Origin of the sequence: Terriglobus roseus (assembly GCF_900102185.1) — a bacterium.
Lineage (GTDB): Bacteria > Acidobacteriota > Terriglobia > Terriglobales > Acidobacteriaceae > Terriglobus > Terriglobus roseus_A.
In genome coordinates this window covers 2,385,371-2,405,959 of record NZ_LT629690.1, presented here as the reverse complement: position 1 = coordinate 2,405,959, position 20,589 = coordinate 2,385,371, and the positions used below count along the sequence as shown (strand labels likewise).

Sequence of the window (20,589 nt, the reverse complement as noted above, 5' to 3'; positions counted from 1 at the left end):
TGTGGTGGGCCGTACCGGAAAAGGGGAGCCATGCTGATTGGCAAAGCGCCGGAATTCAAGTCGTCTGACATTACGCCGCGCGAGAAATTCCTCAATCGCCGCAATCTTATCTTTGGCGGATTGGCCGCGGCAGGCGTGGCGTATGAATGGCATAAGAAAATGCCGCCGCTGTACACGCCTTCGGTTGAGGCGTCGAGCAAGCTGGCGACTGTGCCGGGCACGTTCCCGCCGGTGAGCGATCCTGTAACTCCACAGGGCAAGGCTACGAGCTACAACAACTTCTATGAGTTCGGCACGGATAAGGCTGATCCTAAAGCCAACGCAGGCAAGATGCACGTGCGTCCATGGACGATCAAGATTGAAGGTTTGTGCAACAACCCGAAGACTGTCGACATTGATGCGCTACTGAAATTCAAGCCGTTGGAGGATCGCACGTATCGGTTTCGCTGCGTGGAAGCGTGGAGCATGATCGTTCCGTGGGTTGGCTATCCGCTGGCGGAGTTGATTAAGTTTGCTGATCCCAAGCCTCAGGCAAAGTTTGTGGAGTTCACCTCACTGGCGGACCGTTCCCAGATGGAACTGCCTGGTGGTTTCGATTGGCCGTACAAGGAAGGTTTGCGGATCGACGAGGCGATGAATCCGTTGGCATTGCTGACGTTTGGTTCCTATGGGCAGACGCTGGAGAATCAGCAGGGTGCGCCTGTGCGTGTCATCGTGCCGTGGAAGTACGGATTCAAGTCGGCGAAGTCGATTGTGAAGATTCGTTTCACCGACAAGCAGCCAACCACCACGTGGAACGATATGGCTTCGAATGAGTACGGGTTCTACTCCAATGTGAATCCGGGCCACAGCCATCCACGATGGAGTCAGGCGCATGAACGACGTATCGATGCCAGTGTCTTCCCCAAGACGATTGCGACACTGCCCTTCAATGGTTATGCGAATGAAGTGGCCAGTCTGTATAACGGGATGGATCTGAACCGGTACTTCTGAGCGCATGTCCAATCGCACGATTCGCATTCTGAAAGTTCTTCTGTTTCTCGCGGCGCTGGTACCAGTGGCGGGAATCGTCTGGCAGTTCCAGACGAACAATCTTGGCGCCGATCCGGTGAATACGCTCACGCATGAGACGGGCGACTGGACCGTCTACATGCTGCTGGCGTCACTGGCCGTGACGCCATTGCGCAGACTTTCGCCAAAGCTTGCGTGGCTGATTCGTTTCCGCCGGATGCTGGGACTATGGGCGTTCTTCTGGGCGACTCTGCATCTGCTGACCTACGTGCTGCTGTTCTCCGGGTTTGATCTGCCCGGTGCATTCACTGCTCTACGTGCGGGCGACCTTCATACCGTGGTTGAGGACTGGAAGGCCGTGTGGCCGACCATGGTGGAAGACATTCAGAAGCGTCGCTTCATCCAGGTGGGCATGCTGGCATACGTGATCCTGCTGGCGCTTGCGGTGACGTCGCCGCAGTGGGTGTTACGCAAGATGGGCGGCAAGTCGTGGCAAACGCTGCACCGCACCGTGTATGGCGCTGCGGTGCTTGGCATCATTCACTACTGGTGGTTAGTGAAGAAGGGCAATCACGCGCCGATGAAGGACACCGTTGTGCTAGCGCTACTGCTGTTGGCTCGCCCCGCGACGAAGTGGCTGCAGGATCGCGTGGCTGCTCGGCGAAAGATGAACGCAGCAACAGCATAATGTCCCCACGTTACTGATGCAGTAGGGCGTCCTGAATGTTCTGGGGAATGCCAAGTTCGTCCATACCGCTCTTGCCCAGAATGACGGGCGCGGCACAGGCTGATGCGGCGCTTGCAAGATTGACCGGTAGAACGCTTAGCCCACCTGTTGCTGCTGACAACTGAAAGTCCGTCAACTCAGCTTCCGATTTTGAGTCGGGTCCAACCACAGCCTCTACAGTGCAGCCTTGGCGGTCCTGCCAGCCAGCGACAAACAACTTCTCAAGCACTGCAGATCGCACTGCGGGCAGAATCATGCCTTCCGTTAAGGGAGTGAATGTGAGGTCTTTTGCACGTGTCCTGGTGAGATATTTGCTCCACTTAACCAAAGCACCAGTGGTGAGGTCGTACGTAAGGGTGAAGCTAGCGTTGTAAGGATGTACGCCGCCACAGCCAGCACCTTCGTGGATCTCAACGCTCAAGAAAAGCGGTCCGCTTGATGTCACCCGAATATCGCGCTGAAAGAACATGTTGTCTCCCTGCTCGTCGAGCCCGGTGCATCCTTGAGCAGACCCACGTGCCTCTGAATCCACCATCTGAAGATGCCGGTTGATTTTCGTCTGAGCCGGCGTTGGGTTTTTAATCCTTGGCAAAGAATCTGCTGTAGGCGAAAGCTTCTTTCTGTGAAGCAGTTGTACAGGCGTTTGCCCGAGACAATGCGCCGTGTCGGCCAGCAGTAAAGCCGTTGCGAACATAAATGCAATTGACGGCGCGAATCGAGGCATGGTCCTGAGCTTCTGAAGAGACGGCAAGATAACGTTTACTCGGCTTCGATGCCTTCGATCAAACTATGTGTGATGGTTGCAGCTTGCGGGTCGTTTGCGGCGGCCAGAGTATAAAGCTCGCGATGGCCATGTTTCTCCCAGAAGGGGCGCACTTTATCCAGCACGGGGAGTTGCGAGGTGTGCTGCTCAAAGGCTTCGTACTTCCGCTGCTTTACGGATGAGACATCAAGCTCCACCGTCCATGGCATGGGCTGCTGCGGTTCGCGGTCGGGAAGGGTGAAGTCCGTGCTCTGGTGATAGAGGCGCTGCGCTACCCACGGTTCCAGGCCGAGTTCCGGGAAGCGTTTGGAGCGCGCTGACCAATGGAATGCAGCAGAGGCGAACGCGCAGACGGCGGTGTGGTCTGCATGAACGTTCAACGAACCATCAAGACCGAAGGTAAGTACGACGTGCGGCTTCCACGTGCGCATGCGTTCGACAAGGCGCTTCGCTGCGTCGATCATGGGGACGGTCTCAAGTTTGCCGTCGTGATAGTCCAACAGTTCGTGCTTGGTTACACCAAGAACATCGCAACTGCGCGCGAATTCGTCGCGGCGCATACGGCCGAGGTCTGAGCCGTCATTGGAGTCGCCGCGATTCGTCGCAGCTTGCCCGTCTGTGAGACAGATCACGTAGGTTTCCCAACCCGCATCTGCTGCGAGCGCCAAGGCTCCTCCAAAGGCGAAGCATTCATCGTCTGGGTGTGCGATCACGCACATCAGGCGCTTTGGCATGGTTCGATCTCCTGTGCAAATTCGGCGTCGTCAAAGAGCAGGCCAGTGGTGGCAACGGCGCTTTCCAGCGCATCATCGCCAAAGAACTTCGCTACGGGGGCGAAGGAGCGGCGATGCCACTTGGTTGGACCGTGTTCTTCAAGCGCGCGGCGATGTTCCGGTGTGGCGTATCCCTTGTGTGAGTCCAGCCCGTACTGCGGGTGATCGACGTGCATCTCGCGCATCAGCGCGTCGCGATGCACTTTGGCGAGAACGCTGGCGGCAGCAATCGAGATGGAGAGGGAATCGCCGTAGATAAGTTTTGTCTGTGCGCTGGGATGGTCGATGCGCATGGCATCGATGAGCAGATGATCCGGCGTACATCCGAGTGCGTCGACGGCAAGCCGCATTGCAAGACGCGAGGCTTGGTAGATGTTGATGCGATCAATCGTTTCGGCGTCGACTTCCGCGACAGCGTAAGCAATGGCGCATTTCACAACTTCTTTGCGCAGCTTCTCGCGCTCTTCGCGTGTGAGTTGTTTCGAGTCGCGCAAGCCGAGCTTTTGCAGGCGTGTGGTGCGCTCCGGCAGAACAACTGCGCCTGCAACGACGGGGCCAAACAGAGCGCCACGGCCTACTTCATCCACGCCGGCGATGCAGACGAATCCGTGGTAACGGAGCGCCTGTTCCGGCGCGTCTGAACAGACCAGGGTACGCAGCATCTGCTCCTTGGTCTGGCCCTCGGCAATGAAGGCCCGTTTACGGCGAAAAAGGGGATCTGTCCGTTCCATCTGGCGCGTCTCCAGTGTAACGGTTTTCGGCATGAAAGAAGCCGATGGCAGGGCCACCGGCTTCCGTGAAGAGAAAGAATAGGTTACGAGACGGTGCCGCTCAGGTTGAGGGGCTCGCGGTCATTGATACGTGTGCCGGGACGGATGATCGTATTGTCCGCAAACGTGAGCGTATAGCCACGTTCAAAGACCACGTCGCGATAAAAGCGAACGCCTGTGCCCAGACCAGCGAAGATGTGATGACCCAGCATGGAGCGGAAACGCAGACCCAGCCACAGATTCTGACCCAGGACGGTGCGGTCGAATCCGCGCCAGAACCAGATCAGAGGTTTGATGGGATTGAAGCGATCGCGGTCCAAGTCCTCTTCCATCTCGGCTGGCAATGTGACATTGCGAGGGTCAATGGATTCGGCGAGCACGGACATGGGCAGTTCGCTGATCAAGGCGGCGTTCATGCGTCCGCCATGAGGACGGCCCAGCAGAAGCATGTGCAGTTCGTCGCGAACGATCTCGCTGCGGCGTACGCAGGTGGTATTACGGGAAAATTCGGCGTGCAGATGAGCCACCCATCGCCGGTATATAGCTTCGGCTTCCGGCATGGGGCGGGGGATCTCAATGGTGGACTGTGTGTCTTGGTGTGGTTCCTGCACTGCGGTGGTCATTGGCTGGCTCCCTGTGCTTCGCTCAACCGTTATACGCCTTTGATCGGTTCTGTTTCATCTTGATGTTTACGACGACGATAAGATGGTGGCGTCTGGATTGGAGAGTGGCAGCAGGATGAATCGACGTGAGTTCGTATCGGGGCTGGGAGCGGCTGTGGGGGCTGCGAGCGTTGCGGCGCATGGCGCCACGGTGGCAAAAGGGCCGCGGAAGCCAAACCTGATTTATGTCTTTGCTGACCAGTTGCGATATCAGTCCTGTGGTTATGCGGGTGACGAGTATGCGCGTACGCCCAACATGGATCGTTTGGCGGCTGAAAGCTGCAATGTACATCAAGCCGTGTCCTCCACGCCGGTGTGCGCGCCCTATCGTGCTTCGCTGATGACAGGGAAATATCAGTCAAGTACGGGCATGGTTATCAATGAAATTCGACTCAGCCCTGAACATAAGTGTTTTGGCCATGTGCTGACGCAGAGCGGTTATAAGACCGGCTACATCGGTAAGTGGCACTTATGGGCCAACCAGCTTGGCCATCACAACCTGATCAAGAATGGATTCACGCCGCCAGGGCCGTATCGTTTGGGCTTCGATGGGGAATGGGCTGCTTATAACTTCAACCATTTTTATTTCCACTCGCCGTACTTTCTGAACAACGCGGAGCCGCATATTCGGCAGGGTTACGAGCCGGATGGGCAGACCGACATGGCGATTGATTATGTGAAACGCCATGCGCACGGCGACGAGCCCTTTGCTTTGTTTCTTTCATGGGGACCGCCGCATTATCCGTGGGGCCTAGACAATGTTGATCCGAAGTGGAGTGAGCAGTTTCGCGACGTCAACATTCCGCTGTCGCCGAATTACTCTACCAAAGAAGACCCGTACTGCGATGCGTGGCAGAAGCTGCCTAAGGATTTCGAAAAGAACATTCACGACTGGATGCGCACTTACTATGCACAGACGGCGAGCCTAGATGCGAATCTTGGTAGATTGATGCGTGCAGTGGAGGCGGCTGGTATCGCGGACGATACCATTTTCGTCTTCACCTCAGACCATGGCGAGATGTTTGGATCGCATGGTCGTCAGGCGAAGCTCATCTTCTATGAAGAGGCAGCTCGTATTCCGTTCCTGGTGCGATGGCCGAAGAAGATTCCGAAGAAGTCCGTGACGGATGTGCCGCTGTGCACGCCAGACATTATGCCGACGCTGCTGTCGATGATGGGCTTGTCCATCCCCGATACGGTTGAAGGCCAGGACTTGAGTGCAGCTTTATTGCATGGCAAATCTGGCGTGAAAGACGTCGCGCATATGCAAGGGATGGGCGCGACCGCTGCATGGACGGATGGTTCGGAGTGGCGCGCGTTGCGGGATAACGAGTACACCTACGCCGTGTATCGCAAAGATGACAAAGAACTGTTGTTCAACAATCGGCGTGATCCTTACCAGATGATGAATCTCGCGGAGGATCGTGGTTCTGATGCGACTTTGCGGCACTATCGGGATGTTTCGCAGCAGTGGCGCAAGCAACAGAACGACACATTTGAAGTCTGCAGTTGGTATGAGCGATGGACGAAGGATCGCAACATCGTCAACACGGCCAAGGGTGTGACGCAGGATCTGGATGCGCTGCATCGCATTACGGCGAAGTACATTCCGGAGAGTGTTGCGGAGAAGCCCGTAAGTCAGTGGCCCGTGGGATAAGCGAATCAGGGACGAGCGCGGACAAGAGCCTCTTCCAGTAGCGGAAGTCCGCCTTCGATCGTCTTGCCATGTCCACAGGCGATGCGGCGGATGGGAAGGTTTCGAAGTGACTGCACGCTTCTACGCGCGATTTCTTTGTCCCAACACTTGTTGAGAGGAAACCACCATGGCGTGAAGCCGGTCACACAGAGTTTGCCCAAATTGCCCATGGCATCCCCGGCATAGAGCGTGCCGTCCCGCTCATCCAGAAACGACAAGTGGCCAGGGATGTGACCGGGCGTTGCCACAGCCAACAGGGAACCGACTCGCTGACCGTCCTCTAGCAGCAGGCTGACTGGCGTTCGTACTCCGGGCGTTGCTCCTTTGATGGGATGACTTCCTTCACCGGGCAGCAAGCTGCGATCCGGCGGGATATTCATCATGGGAACGCTGCGCCGCGACGTGGCCACGATGAGGCCGGGGATGGCTGCGGCCAGCTCGTCCACGCTGCCAACATGGTCGACATGTGGATGCGTGAGCAGGATGCGACGGATGGACGGGGCGCCTGCGGCGCGGAGAATATCCGCGCCGGTTCCTTTAAGGTTGGCGTCGATCAGAGTCCATCCGTCGTCTTCCCTCACCAGGAAGCAATTGAAGAGCAAAGCGCGTGTAAATTGCAGACCGTGCTGCCCAACGGAAGTAGTCTTCATCGGCACTCTGCTCTTCTTTGCTGCCCTATTCGATGGAGAAGATTGCGAAGACAGTGGAAGAGCGCTCCACGCGACGGGCGGAGATGCTCAACTGTTTTGTGTCAGCTGTTTTGGCACGTGCAGCCATCGCCATCATCGGGACGGGACGAACGATCTCCTGGGGCTGGTTCGATGCGTAGAGCAGCGATCCGACCTTGATGTGCAGACCTTCCGCCATACGCGCTGCGATGGCCTGTGCATGCGCCAGAGCCTTGGCTGATGCAGCGGCTTCGAGGGCCGACGGATCCTTCATCTCCCACCCAATGCTGCCACTCTGGTTCGCTCCGGCCTTCACCGCGATATCAAGTACGTGTGCGGCGTCGTTGGGTGTTGTGCGGACTGTCCAACTCTGCGTAATGCGGAACTTCATATTCTTCAGCGAGGCTGGCAGATTCTTTAGCTCATATTCATTGAGCGGTTGCAGATTCTGGTCCTGGCTTTCGATGGTGTCGGCAGGGACGTGTGCTGCGGCCAGCGCATCGCTGATGGCGTTGGAGCGGCGCGAGCCTTCAGCGTAAGCACTCTGCTCATCTTCACCATAGGCTTGATAGCCAATGTTGACGACTGCCTGGTCTGCCATGGCAAAGGCGCTATCGGTGGCGCTTACGGTGATGCTGCGATTGTCTTTGTTGATAGACAACGTCTGGTTGACCTGCGCAAAAGACGTGGCGGCAAACAGGGTTGCGGCAACGGCGGCAATCATGGTCGTTCTCATGCTTCTTCCTCCCGCTGCAGAAGCTTCTGCAACGTTTCTTTGTGCTTGGACGTACGTCGCTGGGAGCGCGTCTTGTCGTCGGGTAGAACTATTTCCGGCGGTGGTGTGCCAACGCGTTCACGTGCGTTTGCCTTGACCGCCTTCGTAGCGGAGAAAACTTCTTTCTTTGTCTTACTCATCGTTGTCTCTCATTACAAAGATGCACTCTGCAGGATGAAAGGATTATCCTCCTTGATGGTGAATCGATTTTGATTTTGCCGCGGGAGGGCCGCATGGAAGAGCGCGATTTTTTTGATGAACGGACCGAACCACGAACACATACGCTGGTCTGCTCGAAATGCGGTGTTGCAGGGGAATACCAGTTGAACTGGCTGGTACGCAGAAAGAAGCGGCAGTTGTCTGGTCGGGCCGATGATCGGGATCGCGCGCGTTTCGCCAAGGCTCAGAACTACATGGTGTTGCGGGACGATACTGCGAACTGTTCGAATCCGCGCTGCCGTAAGCGTTTTGAAATCGCCGGGATAAAGACCATGGCGTTTATCGACTAGCTAATAGCAGTTTTGCAAGACGCATTGCACTGGATGTGGTGTAATAAAAACGTAGATTTCCGCAGGAGAATCAAGTTCCGATGAGCCAAGCACCTGTTGTCGTTTCCGAGCGCCACCTGACCACGGAAGAAGTTGAAGCGCTGGATCGCCGCCGTCGTCGCGGTCACTTGCTGCTGATCATCGGCCTGCAGACGGCAATTGTCACGACTCTCGTGAGCGTTTTGTGGGTTGGCCAGGATCTGGCGCAGTCGCCCGGTTGGTCGCATCCCATCTTCTACTGGGCATGCATCACTGGTACAGTGTCGATTGCGTGCCTGCTGCGGGGAATTAGCCTGCGCCGTGGATTCCACGAGTTCACCAGCTACTAAGCTGTATTCTCCGATCACTTCGGCGGCCCGTGCTTCGGCACGGGTTTGCTTTTTGAACACGGTTTTCGTGTGGGGATGAATCCACTGTGGATCTAACGCAGATCATTCCGGAGATGGCAATGAATCCCCGGCTCCTGGGGGCAGAGGGACGGCTGCGCGACGGTTTCGGGAGAGCGATAACCGATCTGCGAGTGGCTGTTACGGACCGTTGCAACTATCGCTGCGTCTACTGCCGAACGGGAACCTCCGGTGGTTCGTACTCAGAGTTGCCGCTGGCAGCCTATGCGCGCATGGTGCGCGTTCTGGTGGGCCTGGGAGTGGAGAAGATTCGGCTCACTGGTGGCGAACCCCTGCTGCGCGGGGATCTACCGGAGCTGATTCGCAGCGTACGGGCGATGCGCAGAGCCTTCGATGACGCGGGGCAGCCTACCAGCGATGGAGGTCCGCTGGATATTGCGCTGACTACCAACGGTCACCTGCTTGCGCCTATAGCGAAGGACCTGAAACGGGCAGGGCTGGATCGCATTACCGTGAGCATGGACGCGCTGGATGAGGGAACATTTGCGCGCGTTACACGGGTACCGGGTGCCTTCGGACGCGTTCTTGATGGCATTCATGCGGCGCAGGATGCCGGATTAGCCCCGGTAAAGGTCAATTGCGTGTTGTTTCGTGGCTGGAATGACGATCAGGTGGAAGCGTTTGGGGAGTTTGCGCGTCGCGAAAACGTGATTTTGCGTTTTATTGAATTCATGCCGCTGGAGGAGGATCGCACATGGTCCCGTGATGCGGTCGTGACCGAAGCGGAGATTCTGGAACGGCTGGGCGCAATGTGGCCGCTGCTTCCGTTGACGCCGAACAGTGCCAGTGAAACGGCTCGTCGGTACGGCTTTGCTGATGGGCGTGGCGAGATCGGGGTCATTGCGCCGGTGTCGAGACCGTTTTGTGGACACTGTTCACGACTCCGGCTGACCAGCGACGGCAAACTTCGGACCTGCCTGTTCTCACAGGTGGATCACGATCTCTACGGGAAGACGCAAGAAGCAGTCGCGGATAAGGAATTAGAAGCGTACATTCGAAGTGTGGTGCGTGGAAAAGAAGAACGACATCACATCGGTGAAGCGGGATTTGCAAAACCATCACGTTCCATGGTGCAGATCGGCGGATGATCTGTGCGTGTGAGACGCGAATGTCTTCATCTCGCGTCATTTCACTCGAACAGTCATGCGTGTTTTACTCATTGAACAATTGTGGTGCGCGGCGAACGCGGCTAAGGGAAATCCATAGAGCAACAAACCCAGGCCCAGGATGATACGAAAAAAATCTCAGAAAGACCTTGAACTCGAGTTTGCGCAGGCATGGCAGCAGGACTATACACGTCTGTTCCATGATGTTGCGCGGGCGCTAACGTCCACGCTTGAGCTGGAGATTGTCCTTACCACCGTCATGACCAAGATGGCCCAGGTCTTCCAGCCTGAGCGTTGGTCCATGATGCTGGTGGATAAGGAAAAGAACGACCTTTTTTATGCCATTGCGGCCGGTGAGGATTCCAACAGCTTGCGTGGTCTGCGTGTTCCCATGGGCGAAGGCGTTGCCGGTTGGGTGGCGTCGACAGGGAACCCCATTGTGGTTCCAGACACCAGCATCGAACCGCGCTGGAAAGATTTTTCAAAGCGCAACCCAACTTTAAACATCCAGTCGATTGCCTGCGTTCCGGTACGTTCCGCGGAAGGCGTGCTGGGCGTGATCCAGTTGCTGAACAGCAAGGTCGATCTGCTTAGCGACTTTTCTATTCAGTTTTTGCGCGTGTTGTGCGATTTCAGCGCCATTGCGATTCGTAATGCGGCCGACATGAAGCGCATTCATCTGCTGTCGATCACGGATGATTGCACGGGCCTGTTTAATGCGCGTCATCTCTACACACTGCTGGAAGAACAGCTTGCGCGAACGGACAAAGCGCCGTTTAGCTTGCTATTCATGGATCTGGATCACTTCAAGAGCGTTAACGATACCCACGGACATCTGGTGGGTAGCCGTCTACTAGCAGAAGTGGGCGAGATGATTCGAAGCGTAATTGGGCCGGATATTCCCGCGTTCCGCTATGGTGGTGACGAGTTTGTGGTGCTGCTCCCCGACCATGACCGTCTGAAAGGACGCGACATGGCGATGCGGCTCTTCCGTGAGCTGCGGGAGCGCTCGTTCCTGGAAGATAAAGGCCTTTTGTTGCGTCTTCGTGGATCATTCGGAATGGCAACATACCCAGACGATGCGCTGACTGTGGAAGGCATCATCAAAGCTGCCGACGACATGATGTATCACGTGAAGGGCACCACGCGTAACAACCTTGCCATTGCAGGTATCGGTTCCATCCTGAAGGAGGGGGAACTGAATCTGCGGGAGTCTAAGGTCCGGAACGCCGTGGAGCCAGCACGGGAGCACGCCGCGCTTCCGGCAGGATCGCATCGCGATTAGCTGCTGCCATGGGATGCACGCCGAAGTCCCATACGCCTGTGTTTACTGTCTTCTCGTCGATCACTTCCATCAACGCGTATTCGCCCATGCGAAGCGGCTGCTTGGCCACGATCTTCAACCAATGACCGCCGGGCAGCAGTGACGTTGTGGTCTCCACGATGTCCGCCTGCTGCTTCGCGCTTCCAAGAAGGCCGATAGAAAAGCTGGTAACCACACGAACATCGCGGCGCACGTCCACGGCCACGATGACGTATTGGCTCTTGGGTGACGGCGCATCCACCTTACGGCCCTTGGTGCTATCGGTATCCACGTGGAAGGCTCCGCCGCCGTTGTAAGTCGGGTCTTCGTCATCCATGCGGACGTAAAATTCGGGGTCGTTCACGTGGAGTTGTACCGGCGCGCTCTGACCTTTGATCTCGATGAGCTGGTGTGCGTGCGAAAGAGGGTTGATGGTCTGGCGCAGGATGTTGTGCGCAGTCTGCCGGTTCAGCTCACCGTCGGTCTGTTGCAGGATGGCGAGCTGCGGCTGGCCATGGTACGTGTCCAGTGCAAGGACAGAATCGGACTCTGGCAGATGCAGGTCTTTCGCAACCTCTGGTGTGCGTGCGGCGCGGTCTGCCTCTTCTTTGGCTAGTTCCGGATCAATCTGAACTGCCGGAACGCCGTTGCGTTGAGCGTCCGCACGTTGTTCCCATTGATGCGTTGCGTCCAGATCGACAAGTCGTACGGGAATGGCTTCCTGTTGGGCGCCACGCTCAGCGGAGAGGTAATACACGTAGTCGCCCTTGACGGTGTAAGAGAGCACCACCTGGAACGTTCCATCTTTCAGGTAGAGGCGTGTGCGACGCAGGCCCTCTCCGGGCGAGGTTTCACGCTGCAATGGGGCTGAACCCTGTGCATGGAGTGATGCACCGGGGAGAAGCGACAAGGCAATCAGCGTGCAGATGGCGGCGTACTTCATCTCAGTGAGTTAGACGCTTGAAAAATATACAGGCTGCATCGGTACGATGCAGCCTGTGATGGTGTCAGCCAGACTAAATCTGCGAGCTGGGCAGCGGATTTAGATAGAGGTTCGTAATGTTGCTGACGATCTCCGGGTCGGTGTAGCCGGGCTTGTGGGACAGCTCCTTCCACTGCGGATCCTTGCCGAAGACCGACCAGTGGTCTGTCAGCTCCGCGACGTCAGCGAAGGTGAGCATGTAGGTGAGGCTGGGTAGGCGCTCGCCGGTAAGGTCATGCGCAAAGAAGACGGGCGTGAGGCCGGTGCGCTGGAAGATGCCGATTTCCGCAGTCTCAAACATCTCGACCTTCTTCATGTGCGCGGCCATGCTCGGGCTCTCGTAAGTGCGGAGCTGGAACATGCGTTTGCCAGGCTTGGGAGCGACAAGCTTTGGGAAGCCGGCGAACGCGGACAACATGCGTACTTCTGAGCGCTGGAAGGCGGGCGCGGTGGCAGGGGCGGTCCAGAATGCTGTCGCAGCTTTGGCGAACTCAGCGTCGTCCGCAAGCATCAGGTCCAGCGTCAGCAGTTGCTCTGAAGAGGTGGAGGGAATGAGCGCATAGTAGGTAGGCGTTTCGGGTCCGATGGACAGAACGAATGTTCCTACCTTGGCAATGCTCATCCGATTCAGCGCCGGAATCAGAGCGTGCTGGAGGTAATCCTGCATCAGCATGGGCTGTGGACCGTTGCGCAGACCGTAGCGGCGTAGTTGATAGAACTCGGTGGGGGCCTTTGCGGGACTCGCCGCTGCATGAAGTGATTCAGATGTCATGGATGCCATGCCTGCGGCCGCTGCCGCGCTTGCAATAAAGTTGCGCCGATTCAATGGAATTTACCTCCGGAAATCGTTTCCGAATTCCTGCATTGCTCACCTTAGCAGGTCTGAGACGTCCGTGCGGTCATCGACTTTTCATGTTCCCCGAGGGTGACAAAACAGTCCTTCAGGCATCAAAATGCGTGTGCTCAGGAACTGCCTGCGGGTGGTCTCCGGGGTAGGAGGTAAAAAGTAGTGGCAAAGGCAAAAGCAACATTTGCAGCAGGTTGTTTCTGGGGCGTAGAAGCCCGTTTGGCAGAGATTTCCGGAGTTTTGGAGACGGCCGTTGGATACGAGGGTGGTACTTCAAACAACCCAACTTATAAGGACGTCTGTACCGATCAGACTGGTCATGCAGAAGTGGTAGAGGTTACCTTCGATCCCAGTCGCGTGAGTTATGACGCGCTGCTCGATCATTTTTTTGCGCTGCACGATCCCACGCAACTCAACCGGCAGGGTCCGGACTGGGGTACGCAGTATCGCAGCGTCATTTTCACCCATGATGATGAACAATATCGCGAAGCGATTGCCAAAATTGCTGAACTTAACGCTGCCGGTGTCTTTCGTGGACCGATTGTCACTTTGGTGGAACCCGCCTCGATGTTCTGGAAGGCGGAGGAGTACCACCAGCGTTACCTCGAGAAACGCGGCATGGTTGCCTGTCACATTTAACAGGCTTGCCGTTTCACCCGCATCGCGTGCCCGTGGCTGATATCCTCATCCACGGGACGCGATGAACTATCTGCTGAAGTCAGAACCGGACAAGTATTCCTACGACGACCTGTTGCGCGATGGCGAAACCGTTTGGGACGGCATCAAGAATCCACAGGCGCTCATGACGCTTCGCAATATGAAAAAAGGCGAGCATGCGGTCATCTATCACTCCAACGTGGGCAAAGAGGCCGTAGGAACGGCTACTGTGCTGAGCGTGGATGCCAGCGATCCGAAGAATCCAATCGTAAAGCTGAAGGCGGGCAAACGACTCAAGCGGCCCAAGCCGCTCGCGGAGATTCGTGATGCTGGAGTGTTTCAGGGCAGCATCATGTTCCGACAGTTCCGGCTGAGCGTTGTGCCGCTGACAGATGAGCAGTATGACTGGCTGATCCACGGATAGCTCGTCACGAGATGAAATTCTGTCGGCGAATCGTGCGTTGCGCAGGATGACCGGCTGTAAGGAAAGAGGTTTGAAAAAATGATTGATCTGCAAGGTAAGACCGCGGTTGTATTTGGGCTGGCGAACAAGCGTTCCATTGCGTGGGCTATTGCGCAGAAGTTGAGCGATGCTGGTGCAAAGGTGGCTATCTGCTACCAAAACGAGCGCCTGAAGAAGGAAGCCGATGGACTGATCCCGGAGCTGAAGGACGCGAAGAGCTTCCAGTGCGACGTGTCCATTGATGCTGAGATCGATCGTGTTGCTGAAGAACTGAAGGCTGCCTACGGCACTGTAGACATCATTGTTCATTCGGTAGCATTCGCTCCGCCAGACGCCATCAAGAGCGATTTCCTGCTGACCAAGCGTGAGGATTTCCGCATTGCTCTGGATGTGAGCGCGTACTCTCTCGTAGCGGTTTCACGTGCGCTGGCTCCGATCATGAATGAGGGCGGCAGCATTCTGACCCTGACCTACTACGGTAGCGAGAAGGTCTTCCCCAACTACAACGTGATGGGTGTGGCAAAGGCTGCTCTGGAAGCTACTGTGCGTTATCTGGCCGCGTCGCTGGGACCGAAGGGTATTCGTGTGAACGCGATTTCTGCTGGTCCCATCAAGACGCTTGCAGCGCGTGGCATCGGCGACTTCAACAAGATTCTGGATACCGTGACGGAGCGCGCTCCGCTGCACCGCAATGTGGAGACCGTGGAAGTTGGCAACACCGCGGCGTTCCTGCTCTCGCCATTGGCGAGCGGCATTACCGGCGAAATTACGTACGTAGATTGCGGTTATAACGTTACCGGCATGTAAGGCAGAGGCTCGGAGACAACATGACCATTGCAGAAGTGTTGCTGGCTGATTTCACTTCAGAGGCAGAGAACACGCGCCGCGTTTTGGAACGTGTTCCTGCGGATAAAGCTGATTGGAAGCCACATGACAAGTCCATGAAGCTTGGTACGCTTGCTGCGCATGTTGCAGGGCTAGCGCATTTCGGTTATGTGATTCTGACCACACCGCAGATGAACATGCAGACGGACAAATTCCCGAAGTATGTTTTCACCACGCCGGAAGAGGCAGTGCAGATAGCGGTCGACGCTGCGGCGAAGGTTCGCGATGCTTTGGGCGGGATGTCTGACGAGCAATTTCAAGAACACTGGAAGCTGCTGTTTGGCGACATGTTGATTGGAGACGCACCGCGGTTGCAGCTATACCGTTCCATGTTCTTCAACCACCTGATTCACCATCGCGGGCAGTTGACGGTGTATCTGCGGTTGTTGGATGTGAAGGTGCCCGGTATCTACGGGCCGTCTGCTGATGAACCTTTCGGCGGCTGACCGGGATTCATCCAGAAGCACGCAGCGAAGACGATCAGCAACGGGAAGAACTCCAACGTATAGCGCTGTTCGGGATTGTCGAGGGTGAGAAGAAGGAGGCATCGTAGAGCGATGTATCCAGCCATCGACAACACGAGCAGCCTTTCGCGTTTCAGGGCGAAACGGAATCCTGCGATAGCCGCGAAGAAGTAAGCAAGATTCAGCGCACCATAAGCCAAAGCAAAGATCGTTTGCGCGGGATGCTTGCTGAATTGCCACCAGCGCTCCGCAACAGGCAGCATCTCCGTCCGTGGATGGAAGAGCATGTTCACCAAGCGCGCAAGAGGCAGCAGTACGTAATAGCGCAGCGGGTGTGCGGCGATGCGCTCCTGCGCCAGAGTCTCAAAGCCCGCTTCCACCTCCGGATTCAGCTTGCCTTCGTATCCGGCCTGCTGCAGCAGCCTTTCTGTTTGCCTACGTTGCAAAGGAGTGTCGAAAGCACGCTCGGGAAGATCGGCAGCGTTGATAGGATCTTCCGGGTAATTCCAGTAGGCATCCTGCGTTGAGGTAAAGTCGGCTCCCCACGTTCGGAACCATCGCTCGAAGTGGATCGGTGCTGGTTCTCCGGGGTCTGTGGCCTGTTTCGGCGCAATGGGCTGGAAGACGTGGAAGGTTCGGTAGTTGCGCACGGTCCACGGTACGAAGGGAAGTATTGTCAGGGCAACGCAGAGGATCGCTGGCTGAAGGCGTTTTCGCAGAGTCTCGTTTCCATTACCGATGAGAAGTATGGGCACGATGGCGACCGCCAGCAACCCTTGGTCCGGTCGCAGCAGCACGCTGCAGGACAGAGCGAACGCCAATGGAAGAATCCAGAGTGTGCGGCGGTCAGCGAGCCAGCGCTGCAGCAGGTAGAACGCTAACGTGAGGAAGAAGAGTGTGAAGGTCTCAGTTAATGGAACCACCGCGTAGTTGGCTGTGAATGGGCAGAGGCAGGCCAGAGCCAGCGCTGCCAGGCCACAGGTGGTTCCGCCGATCCTGCGCGCGATGAGGCCAACCATGCAGCAGGTGACGAGGTCTGCGGCAATTTGCAGCCAGAGCACCGGCAGAAAGCTGCGTAGCGTTCCGGGCGCAGCATGCAAAAGGGGATCGAACAGCCACCAAAGTGTGGCGAGTATCGCCGGGTATCCAGGCAGGCGGATGAGAGTGGCTCGAATCTGTCCAGCCTCGGTCAGGCCATAAATGTGGTGATGCAGCCAGTTGAGAGCAATGTCCTGATAAAGAACAGAGTCAGCGGCAAGGAAGGCCTGTTTTTGCAGGAAATAGAGGCGGAGCAGGAATCCACAGAGAAGCAACAGGGCAGCTATGAGGCCGCGGTGGCGTTGCTTGTCCGGATTACCTATCAGCGCGGCGTGCATCGCTTTGCATCATAACGGTTATCTTCTGCGGAAAGAGTCCATTAGGGGCGCGCAGTTTTTCGCAAGGATGGATACCATAACGAATGGATATGGCAGAGCCGGGTACGCGAGAACAGAAGCCGATTTTTTTAGACGAGAAACGACGCAGGTGGAAGCGGCTGCGACGGGTTCTGGATATCTCTGCAGCGGTGGGCCTGCTGACGTTCATCGTCTTTGTGCTGGGCGTGCTGCGCATGCGGCCTCTGCCTGAGCTCTTGCTGGCTCCGGCAAAGCACAACTATCGAGCGCAGAATTCGCGGAACATTCTGTCGGATGACAAGGCGAAGAAGGTGCGTTCGGCGCATCGCAAAACGGACCGTAAAGCCTCTGATATTCCGTTGAATTCTGACGAAGGCCTCCGTGCGGCGTTTTATGTGGACTGGGACCCAGCGAGCTACAGTTCGCTGAAGGCACATGCCAAGCAGCTTGATATGGTGTTCGCGGACTGGCTTCATGTGCTTACCCCCGACGGCAAGCTACAGGCCTACAACAGCGAATTCCGCACCTTTAATGTGATCGACCGATCCGGCGCGGTGAACAACGTTGATATCGACCATAAAGTGGAGCGCACACTGACCGCAGCGGCTGCCGGAACTGAACTGTTTCCTATGGTCAGTAACTCCGCAGTGAATGCAGACTTTTCGGATACGGTTGGGCCATTCCTTGAAAGTCCGACTGCGCGCCAGCATTTTCTGGATCAGTTGATGCGCTTTGTTGCGTCGAATCCACATTATCGTGGCATCTCGTTCGACTTTGAAAGCATGCCCGCGGAGGCGCAGCCCGGCTATCGGCAACTGATCAACGATGCTTTCATTGCGCTTCATATGCGTGGGCTGAAGCTGTATATCAATACACCGGTCGCGGATGATGACTGGGATCTGAAGTACATGGCTGCGCACTCTGACGGCTTGTTGCTGATGAACTATGACCAGCATCAGTCGGAGAGCGAAGCCGGACCGATCGCAGCGCAAGATTGGTTTGTGAAGAACCTGCAGGACGTATTGAAGCAGGTACCGAAAGACAAGATCATCGTCGACATTGGCAGTTATGGCTACGACTGGGTGACGACTCTGCCATCCGCCGAACAACCCACAGGCAAAGGGAAGCGGACTAAGAAAGCTACACCGGCAAAGCCCAAATTGGTTCGCGTAGAAAATAAGTCCCTGCAAGAGGTGTGGCAGACCGCGTCAGATTCTGGTTCTTACGTCGATTTGGACGATGCTTCGTTGAATCCGCACATCACATACGACGATGAGGATCAGCACCAGCGCCATCAGGTATGGTTCCTGGATGGCGTGACCATCCTGAACGAGATGCGTGCGGCACGCAGGATGGGATTGCAGACGTTTTCACTGTGGCGGTTGGGATCGGAAGATCAATCGTTGTGGAAGATCTGGGATCAGCCTATCAAGGCCAATCCACTAACAGATCTTGCCGATGTCGCTCCGGGATACGACCTGGATATTGAGGGCATGGGCGACATCATGCACGTCTCCGGCAAGCCGAAGAACGGGCATCGCACGATGACCATCGATGACGATTCCAAGCTTGTCGACAGCGAGACATTGACGAGTTATCCGTTGTCGTACTCGGTGGATTACTTCGGCTATCACCCAAAGAAGCTAGTGATCTCCTTCGACGACGGCCCCGATCCTGTTTGGACGCCGCGCATTCTGGATGTGCTGAATAAGTACGGTGTGAAGGGTGTCTTCTTCATGATCGGAGAAGAAGCCGATAACAGCGTTGGTGTGATGCAACGCGTTTACCGCGAAGGTCACGAGATAGGCAACCACACCTTCACGCATCCCGATATCTCCGCTATCAGCAACCGCGAAGTAGACGTGCAGATGAATCTGACGGAGCGGTTGTTTGCCGCCAAGTTGGGTGTCCAACCGCTGTTCTTCCGTCCGCCGTATGACATTGATGAAGAGCCAGACACCAACGATCAGGCTGCTCCTATGGAACGGGTTCAGGCTCGCGGCTACATTGTGGTGGGTAACAAGATTGACACGAACGACTGGCAGGAGAATCCGAAGAAGACACCACAGGAGATTGTCGATAGCGTTCTGAAGCAACTAGATGCCATGAAGGAACGGCCTGATAAGGCTGGTTCCATCATCCTGATGCATGATGGTGGCGGCGATCGCTCTGTGACGGTGGCCACGCTGCCGTTGCTCATTACCACGATGCGTCAACATGGCTATGAGTTTGTCACTGTCGCAGACCTCGTGGGCAAGAGCCGCGAACAGGTTATGCCGCCTATCAAGGGATGGCGCAATAAGTTCCTGGCGCAGGTGGATTCGCTGGCATTCTTTGGATTGGCAACGTTCAATCACTTTGTCGTTGCTGTATTTTTCATCGGCGATATTTTGATGAGTGGCCGCCTCATCATCATTGGTTTGTTCGCCATCATTGATCGCTTCCGCCGCAGGAAGAACTACGCAGGGCCGGATTACCAGCCGCGTGTTGCGGTATTGATTCCTGCGTACAACGAAGAGAAAGTCATTGTTCGCACTATCCGTAGCGTGATGATGAGCACGTACAAGAACCTGCACATCATCGTGATTGATGACGGATCAAAAGATCTTACGGCAGAGGTTGCGCGTGAAGCGTATCCCGAAGACATTGCCAGCGGTCGTTTGACGGTGGTGAAGAAAGAAAATGCCGGCAAGGCAGAAGCGTTGAACTATGCGCTGCAGAACTACGTTCATGAAGAGATTTACGTGGGCATTGATGCAGACACTGTGATTGCTCATGACGCTATCGCACGGCTTGTTCCTCACTTCGCCAATCCACAGATTGGCGCGGTGGCGGGTAATGCGAAGGTGGGCAATCGAGTAAACCTGTGGACACGCTGGCAGGCGTTGGAATACATCACCAGTCAGAACTTTGAGCGTCGCGCCCTGGACTTGTTCGATGTTGTTGTCGTTGTGCCGGGGGCCATCGGTGCATGGCGTACGGAGGCTGTCCACAAGGGCGGCGGCTATCACTCTAACACGGTCGCGGAAGATGCTGATCTGACGATGATCCTGCTAGAGCAGGGGCTTAGTGTGATCTATGAAGATCGCGCGCTGGCGTTTACCGAAGCGCCCATCAACATGAACGGCCTGATGCGGCAGCGTTTCCGCTGGTCGTTCGGCATCATGCAGGCCGTGTTCAAGCACATCGGCGCGGTAACGAAGCGTCGCGCCATGGGCCTGTTCGCGCTACCGAACATCATCATCTTTCAGATTTTGTTGCCGTTGGTGTCGCCGCTGATCGACCTGATGTTTGTAGCCAGCTTCCTCAAGTTTCTTTACGATCACCACTTCCATCCGGAGTCGGCTTCGAGTGCCAGCTTTGTGAAATTGTTGTACTTCTTCCTGGCGTTCATGGTGATTGATTTCTCAGCGTCAGCGCTGGCATTCCTGCTGGAGAGGAAGCATCCCGCCAGCAAAGGCGACATGTGGCTGCTGATGCACATATGGATTCAGCGCTTCACGTATCGCCAAGTGTTCAGCGTGGTGCTGTTTAAGACGATCAAGCGTGTGATCGATGGCCGCCCGTTCAGTTGGGACAAGCTGGAGCGCACGGCGCAGATGAGCAAATCGACGGATCAGATGCTGAACGGCACTCCGTCGCCAAAGTAGGCCATGTATAACGGCCGTTTGCAAAAGGAATAAACTGG

Annotated in this window: 22 protein-coding genes; 12 read left to right on the top strand and 10 right to left on the bottom strand. The window is 56.1% G+C overall.

Features of this window, described 5'->3' with window-relative positions; all coding sequences use genetic code 11:
- Positions 1-30 precede the first annotated feature (30 nt).
- Together msrP and BLT38_RS10090 are read left to right on the top strand one after the other, a co-directional pair.
- On the top strand, positions 31-993 hold the full coding sequence (gene msrP, locus BLT38_RS10095; RefSeq protein ID WP_083345052.1) for a protein-methionine-sulfoxide reductase catalytic subunit MsrP: 963 nt from the start codon (positions 31-33) through the stop codon (positions 991-993).
- A 4-nt stretch (positions 994-997) separates the two neighbouring features.
- Positions 998-1,699 carry a sulfite oxidase heme-binding subunit YedZ gene (locus BLT38_RS10090; RefSeq protein WP_083345051.1) on the top strand — a complete coding sequence of 234 codons (702 nt, stop codon included), beginning with the start codon at positions 998-1,000 and terminating at the stop codon, positions 1,697-1,699.
- 10 nt (positions 1,700-1,709) lie between these two features.
- On the opposite strand, the gene BLT38_RS10085 is transcribed toward BLT38_RS10090, so the two are convergent.
- The 4 genes from BLT38_RS10085 to BLT38_RS10070 all read right to left on the bottom strand — a co-directional run bounded on the left by BLT38_RS10085 (position 1,710) and on the right by BLT38_RS10070 (position 4,667).
- Positions 1,710-2,207 (bottom strand): hypothetical protein, encoded by a 498-nt coding sequence (locus tag BLT38_RS10085; protein ID WP_172838222.1) that lies wholly within the window; start codon positions 2,205-2,207, stop codon positions 1,710-1,712.
- 290 nt (positions 2,208-2,497) lie between these two features.
- Positions 2,498-3,235 (bottom strand): PIG-L deacetylase family protein, encoded by a 738-nt coding sequence (locus BLT38_RS10080; protein ID WP_083345049.1) that lies wholly within the window; start codon positions 3,233-3,235, stop codon positions 2,498-2,500.
- On the bottom strand, positions 3,220-4,005 hold the full coding sequence (locus tag BLT38_RS10075; RefSeq protein ID WP_083347034.1) for a ribonuclease HII: 786 nt from the start codon (positions 4,003-4,005) through the stop codon (positions 3,220-3,222). Before BLT38_RS10075 ends, BLT38_RS10080 begins: the two co-directional genes overlap by 16 nt.
- Positions 4,006-4,088: 83 nt before the next feature.
- Positions 4,089-4,667 (bottom strand): hypothetical protein, encoded by a 579-nt coding sequence (locus BLT38_RS10070; protein WP_083345048.1) that lies wholly within the window; start codon positions 4,665-4,667, stop codon positions 4,089-4,091.
- Positions 4,668-4,782: 115 nt separating this feature from the next.
- Here BLT38_RS10070 and BLT38_RS10065 point away from each other — a divergent pair, with 115 nt between their 5' ends.
- Positions 4,783-6,363 carry a sulfatase gene (locus BLT38_RS10065; RefSeq protein WP_083345047.1) on the top strand — a complete coding sequence of 527 codons (1,581 nt, stop codon included), beginning with the start codon at positions 4,783-4,785 and terminating at the stop codon, positions 6,361-6,363.
- A 5-nt stretch (positions 6,364-6,368) separates the two neighbouring features.
- On the opposite strand, the gene BLT38_RS10060 is transcribed toward BLT38_RS10065, so the two are convergent.
- The 3 genes from BLT38_RS10060 to BLT38_RS10050 are packed head-to-tail and all read right to left on the bottom strand — an operon-like array spanning position 6,369 to position 7,985.
- The gene (locus tag BLT38_RS10060) at positions 6,369-7,052 is read right to left on the bottom strand and encodes an MBL fold metallo-hydrolase (protein ID WP_083345046.1); all 684 of its coding nucleotides are present in this window, start codon (positions 7,050-7,052) and stop codon (positions 6,369-6,371) included.
- Positions 7,053-7,077: 25 nt separating this feature from the next.
- The gene (locus BLT38_RS10055) at positions 7,078-7,806 is read right to left on the bottom strand and encodes an SIMPL domain-containing protein (RefSeq protein WP_083345045.1); all 729 of its coding nucleotides are present in this window, start codon (positions 7,804-7,806) and stop codon (positions 7,078-7,080) included.
- Positions 7,803-7,985 carry a hypothetical protein gene (locus BLT38_RS10050; RefSeq protein ID WP_083345044.1) on the bottom strand — a complete coding sequence of 61 codons (183 nt, stop codon included), beginning with the start codon at positions 7,983-7,985 and terminating at the stop codon, positions 7,803-7,805. Before BLT38_RS10050 ends, BLT38_RS10055 begins: the two co-directional genes overlap by 4 nt.
- Before the next feature lie 93 nt (positions 7,986-8,078).
- Between BLT38_RS10050 and BLT38_RS10045 the strand changes: the two genes are divergently transcribed.
- The 4 genes from BLT38_RS10045 to BLT38_RS10030 all read left to right on the top strand — a co-directional run bounded on the left by BLT38_RS10045 (position 8,079) and on the right by BLT38_RS10030 (position 11,191).
- Positions 8,079-8,354, top strand: coding sequence for a hypothetical protein (locus BLT38_RS10045; protein WP_047488411.1), 276 nt, complete (start codon positions 8,079-8,081; stop codon positions 8,352-8,354).
- Positions 8,355-8,434: 80 nt separating this feature from the next.
- A complete protein-coding gene (locus tag BLT38_RS10040; protein WP_083345043.1) occupies positions 8,435-8,722 on the top strand; it encodes a hypothetical protein in 288 nt (95 codons plus the stop codon).
- A gap of 119 nt (positions 8,723-8,841) precedes the next feature.
- Positions 8,842-9,888, top strand: a complete 1,047-nt coding sequence (gene moaA / locus BLT38_RS10035) for a GTP 3',8-cyclase MoaA (RefSeq protein WP_419865765.1) — start codon at positions 8,842-8,844, stop codon at positions 9,886-9,888.
- 139 nt (positions 9,889-10,027) lie between these two features.
- On the top strand, positions 10,028-11,191 hold the full coding sequence (locus tag BLT38_RS10030; RefSeq protein WP_172838221.1) for a sensor domain-containing diguanylate cyclase: 1,164 nt from the start codon (positions 10,028-10,030) through the stop codon (positions 11,189-11,191).
- On the opposite strand, the gene BLT38_RS10025 is transcribed toward BLT38_RS10030, so the two are convergent.
- Positions 11,121-12,152, bottom strand: coding sequence for a hypothetical protein (locus BLT38_RS10025; protein WP_231966857.1), 1,032 nt, complete (start codon positions 12,150-12,152; stop codon positions 11,121-11,123). The two genes, BLT38_RS10030 and BLT38_RS10025, sit on opposite strands and share 71 nt — an antisense overlap.
- A gap of 73 nt (positions 12,153-12,225) precedes the next feature.
- Positions 12,226-13,017: an NIPSNAP family protein gene (locus BLT38_RS10020; protein WP_172838220.1), complete on the bottom strand. Its 792-nt coding sequence runs from the start codon at positions 13,015-13,017 to the stop codon at positions 12,226-12,228.
- Positions 13,018-13,200: 183 nt separating this feature from the next.
- Here BLT38_RS10020 and msrA point away from each other — a divergent pair, with 183 nt between their 5' ends.
- From msrA to BLT38_RS10000, 4 genes are all read left to right on the top strand, one after another.
- Positions 13,201-13,677 (top strand): peptide-methionine (S)-S-oxide reductase MsrA, encoded by a 477-nt coding sequence (gene msrA, locus BLT38_RS10015; protein ID WP_083345042.1) that lies wholly within the window; start codon positions 13,201-13,203, stop codon positions 13,675-13,677.
- Positions 13,678-13,738: 61 nt separating this feature from the next.
- A complete protein-coding gene (locus tag BLT38_RS10010) occupies positions 13,739-14,119 on the top strand; it encodes an EVE domain-containing protein (RefSeq protein ID WP_083345041.1) in 381 nt (126 codons plus the stop codon).
- A 78-nt stretch (positions 14,120-14,197) separates the two neighbouring features.
- Positions 14,198-14,965, top strand: coding sequence for an enoyl-ACP reductase FabI (locus BLT38_RS10005; protein WP_156785078.1), 768 nt, complete (start codon positions 14,198-14,200; stop codon positions 14,963-14,965).
- Between the two features lie 20 nt (positions 14,966-14,985).
- Entirely contained in the window at positions 14,986-15,489 is a 504-nt protein-coding gene (locus tag BLT38_RS10000) for a DinB family protein (RefSeq protein ID WP_083345040.1), read from the top strand.
- Here the strand turns inward: BLT38_RS10000 and BLT38_RS09995 are convergent.
- Positions 15,453-16,883, bottom strand: coding sequence for an ArnT family glycosyltransferase (locus BLT38_RS09995; protein WP_083345039.1), 1,431 nt, complete (start codon positions 16,881-16,883; stop codon positions 15,453-15,455). The two genes, BLT38_RS10000 and BLT38_RS09995, sit on opposite strands and share 37 nt — an antisense overlap.
- Positions 16,884-16,966: 83 nt before the next feature.
- On the opposite strand from BLT38_RS09995, the gene BLT38_RS09990 reads away from it, so the two are divergent.
- Positions 16,967-20,551 carry a glycosyltransferase gene (locus tag BLT38_RS09990; protein WP_231966856.1) on the top strand — a complete coding sequence of 1,195 codons (3,585 nt, stop codon included), beginning with the start codon at positions 16,967-16,969 and terminating at the stop codon, positions 20,549-20,551.
- Positions 20,552-20,589: the final 38 nt, after the last annotated feature.

Coding starts and splice junctions, on each gene's coding strand:
- BLT38_RS10000 (WP_083345040.1), top strand. CDS start 14,986: ATGACCATTGCAGAAGTGTTGCTGGCTGATTTCACTTCAGAGGCAGAG.
- BLT38_RS10065 (WP_083345047.1), top strand. CDS start 4,783: ATGAATCGACGTGAGTTCGTATCGGGGCTGGGAGCGGCTGTGGGGGCT.
- BLT38_RS10090 (WP_083345051.1), top strand. CDS start 998: ATGTCCAATCGCACGATTCGCATTCTGAAAGTTCTTCTGTTTCTCGCG.
- BLT38_RS10010 (WP_083345041.1), top strand. CDS start 13,739: ATGAACTATCTGCTGAAGTCAGAACCGGACAAGTATTCCTACGACGAC.
- BLT38_RS10080 (WP_083345049.1), bottom strand. CDS start 3,235: ATGCCAAAGCGCCTGATGTGCGTGATCGCACACCCAGACGATGAATGC.
- BLT38_RS09990 (WP_231966856.1), top strand. CDS start 16,967: ATGGATATGGCAGAGCCGGGTACGCGAGAACAGAAGCCGATTTTTTTA.
- BLT38_RS10050 (WP_083345044.1), bottom strand. CDS start 7,985: ATGAGTAAGACAAAGAAAGAAGTTTTCTCCGCTACGAAGGCGGTCAAG.
- BLT38_RS10040 (WP_083345043.1), top strand. CDS start 8,435: ATGAGCCAAGCACCTGTTGTCGTTTCCGAGCGCCACCTGACCACGGAA.
- BLT38_RS10005 (WP_156785078.1), top strand. CDS start 14,198: ATGATTGATCTGCAAGGTAAGACCGCGGTTGTATTTGGGCTGGCGAAC.
- msrP (WP_083345052.1), top strand. CDS start 31: ATGCTGATTGGCAAAGCGCCGGAATTCAAGTCGTCTGACATTACGCCG.
- moaA (WP_419865765.1), top strand. CDS start 8,842: ATGAATCCCCGGCTCCTGGGGGCAGAGGGACGGCTGCGCGACGGTTTC.
- BLT38_RS10030 (WP_172838221.1), top strand. CDS start 10,028: ATGATACGAAAAAAATCTCAGAAAGACCTTGAACTCGAGTTTGCGCAG.
- BLT38_RS10045 (WP_047488411.1), top strand. CDS start 8,079: ATGGAAGAGCGCGATTTTTTTGATGAACGGACCGAACCACGAACACAT.
- BLT38_RS10070 (WP_083345048.1), bottom strand. CDS start 4,667: ATGACCACCGCAGTGCAGGAACCACACCAAGACACACAGTCCACCATT.
- BLT38_RS10055 (WP_083345045.1), bottom strand. CDS start 7,806: ATGAGAACGACCATGATTGCCGCCGTTGCCGCAACCCTGTTTGCCGCC.
- BLT38_RS10025 (WP_231966857.1), bottom strand. CDS start 12,152: ATGAAGTACGCCGCCATCTGCACGCTGATTGCCTTGTCGCTTCTCCCC.
- BLT38_RS09995 (WP_083345039.1), bottom strand. CDS start 16,883: ATGCACGCCGCGCTGATAGGTAATCCGGACAAGCAACGCCACCGCGGC.
- BLT38_RS10085 (WP_172838222.1), bottom strand. CDS start 2,207: ATGTTCTTTCAGCGCGATATTCGGGTGACATCAAGCGGACCGCTTTTC.
- BLT38_RS10075 (WP_083347034.1), bottom strand. CDS start 4,005: ATGGAACGGACAGATCCCCTTTTTCGCCGTAAACGGGCCTTCATTGCC.
- BLT38_RS10060 (WP_083345046.1), bottom strand. CDS start 7,052: ATGAAGACTACTTCCGTTGGGCAGCACGGTCTGCAATTTACACGCGCT.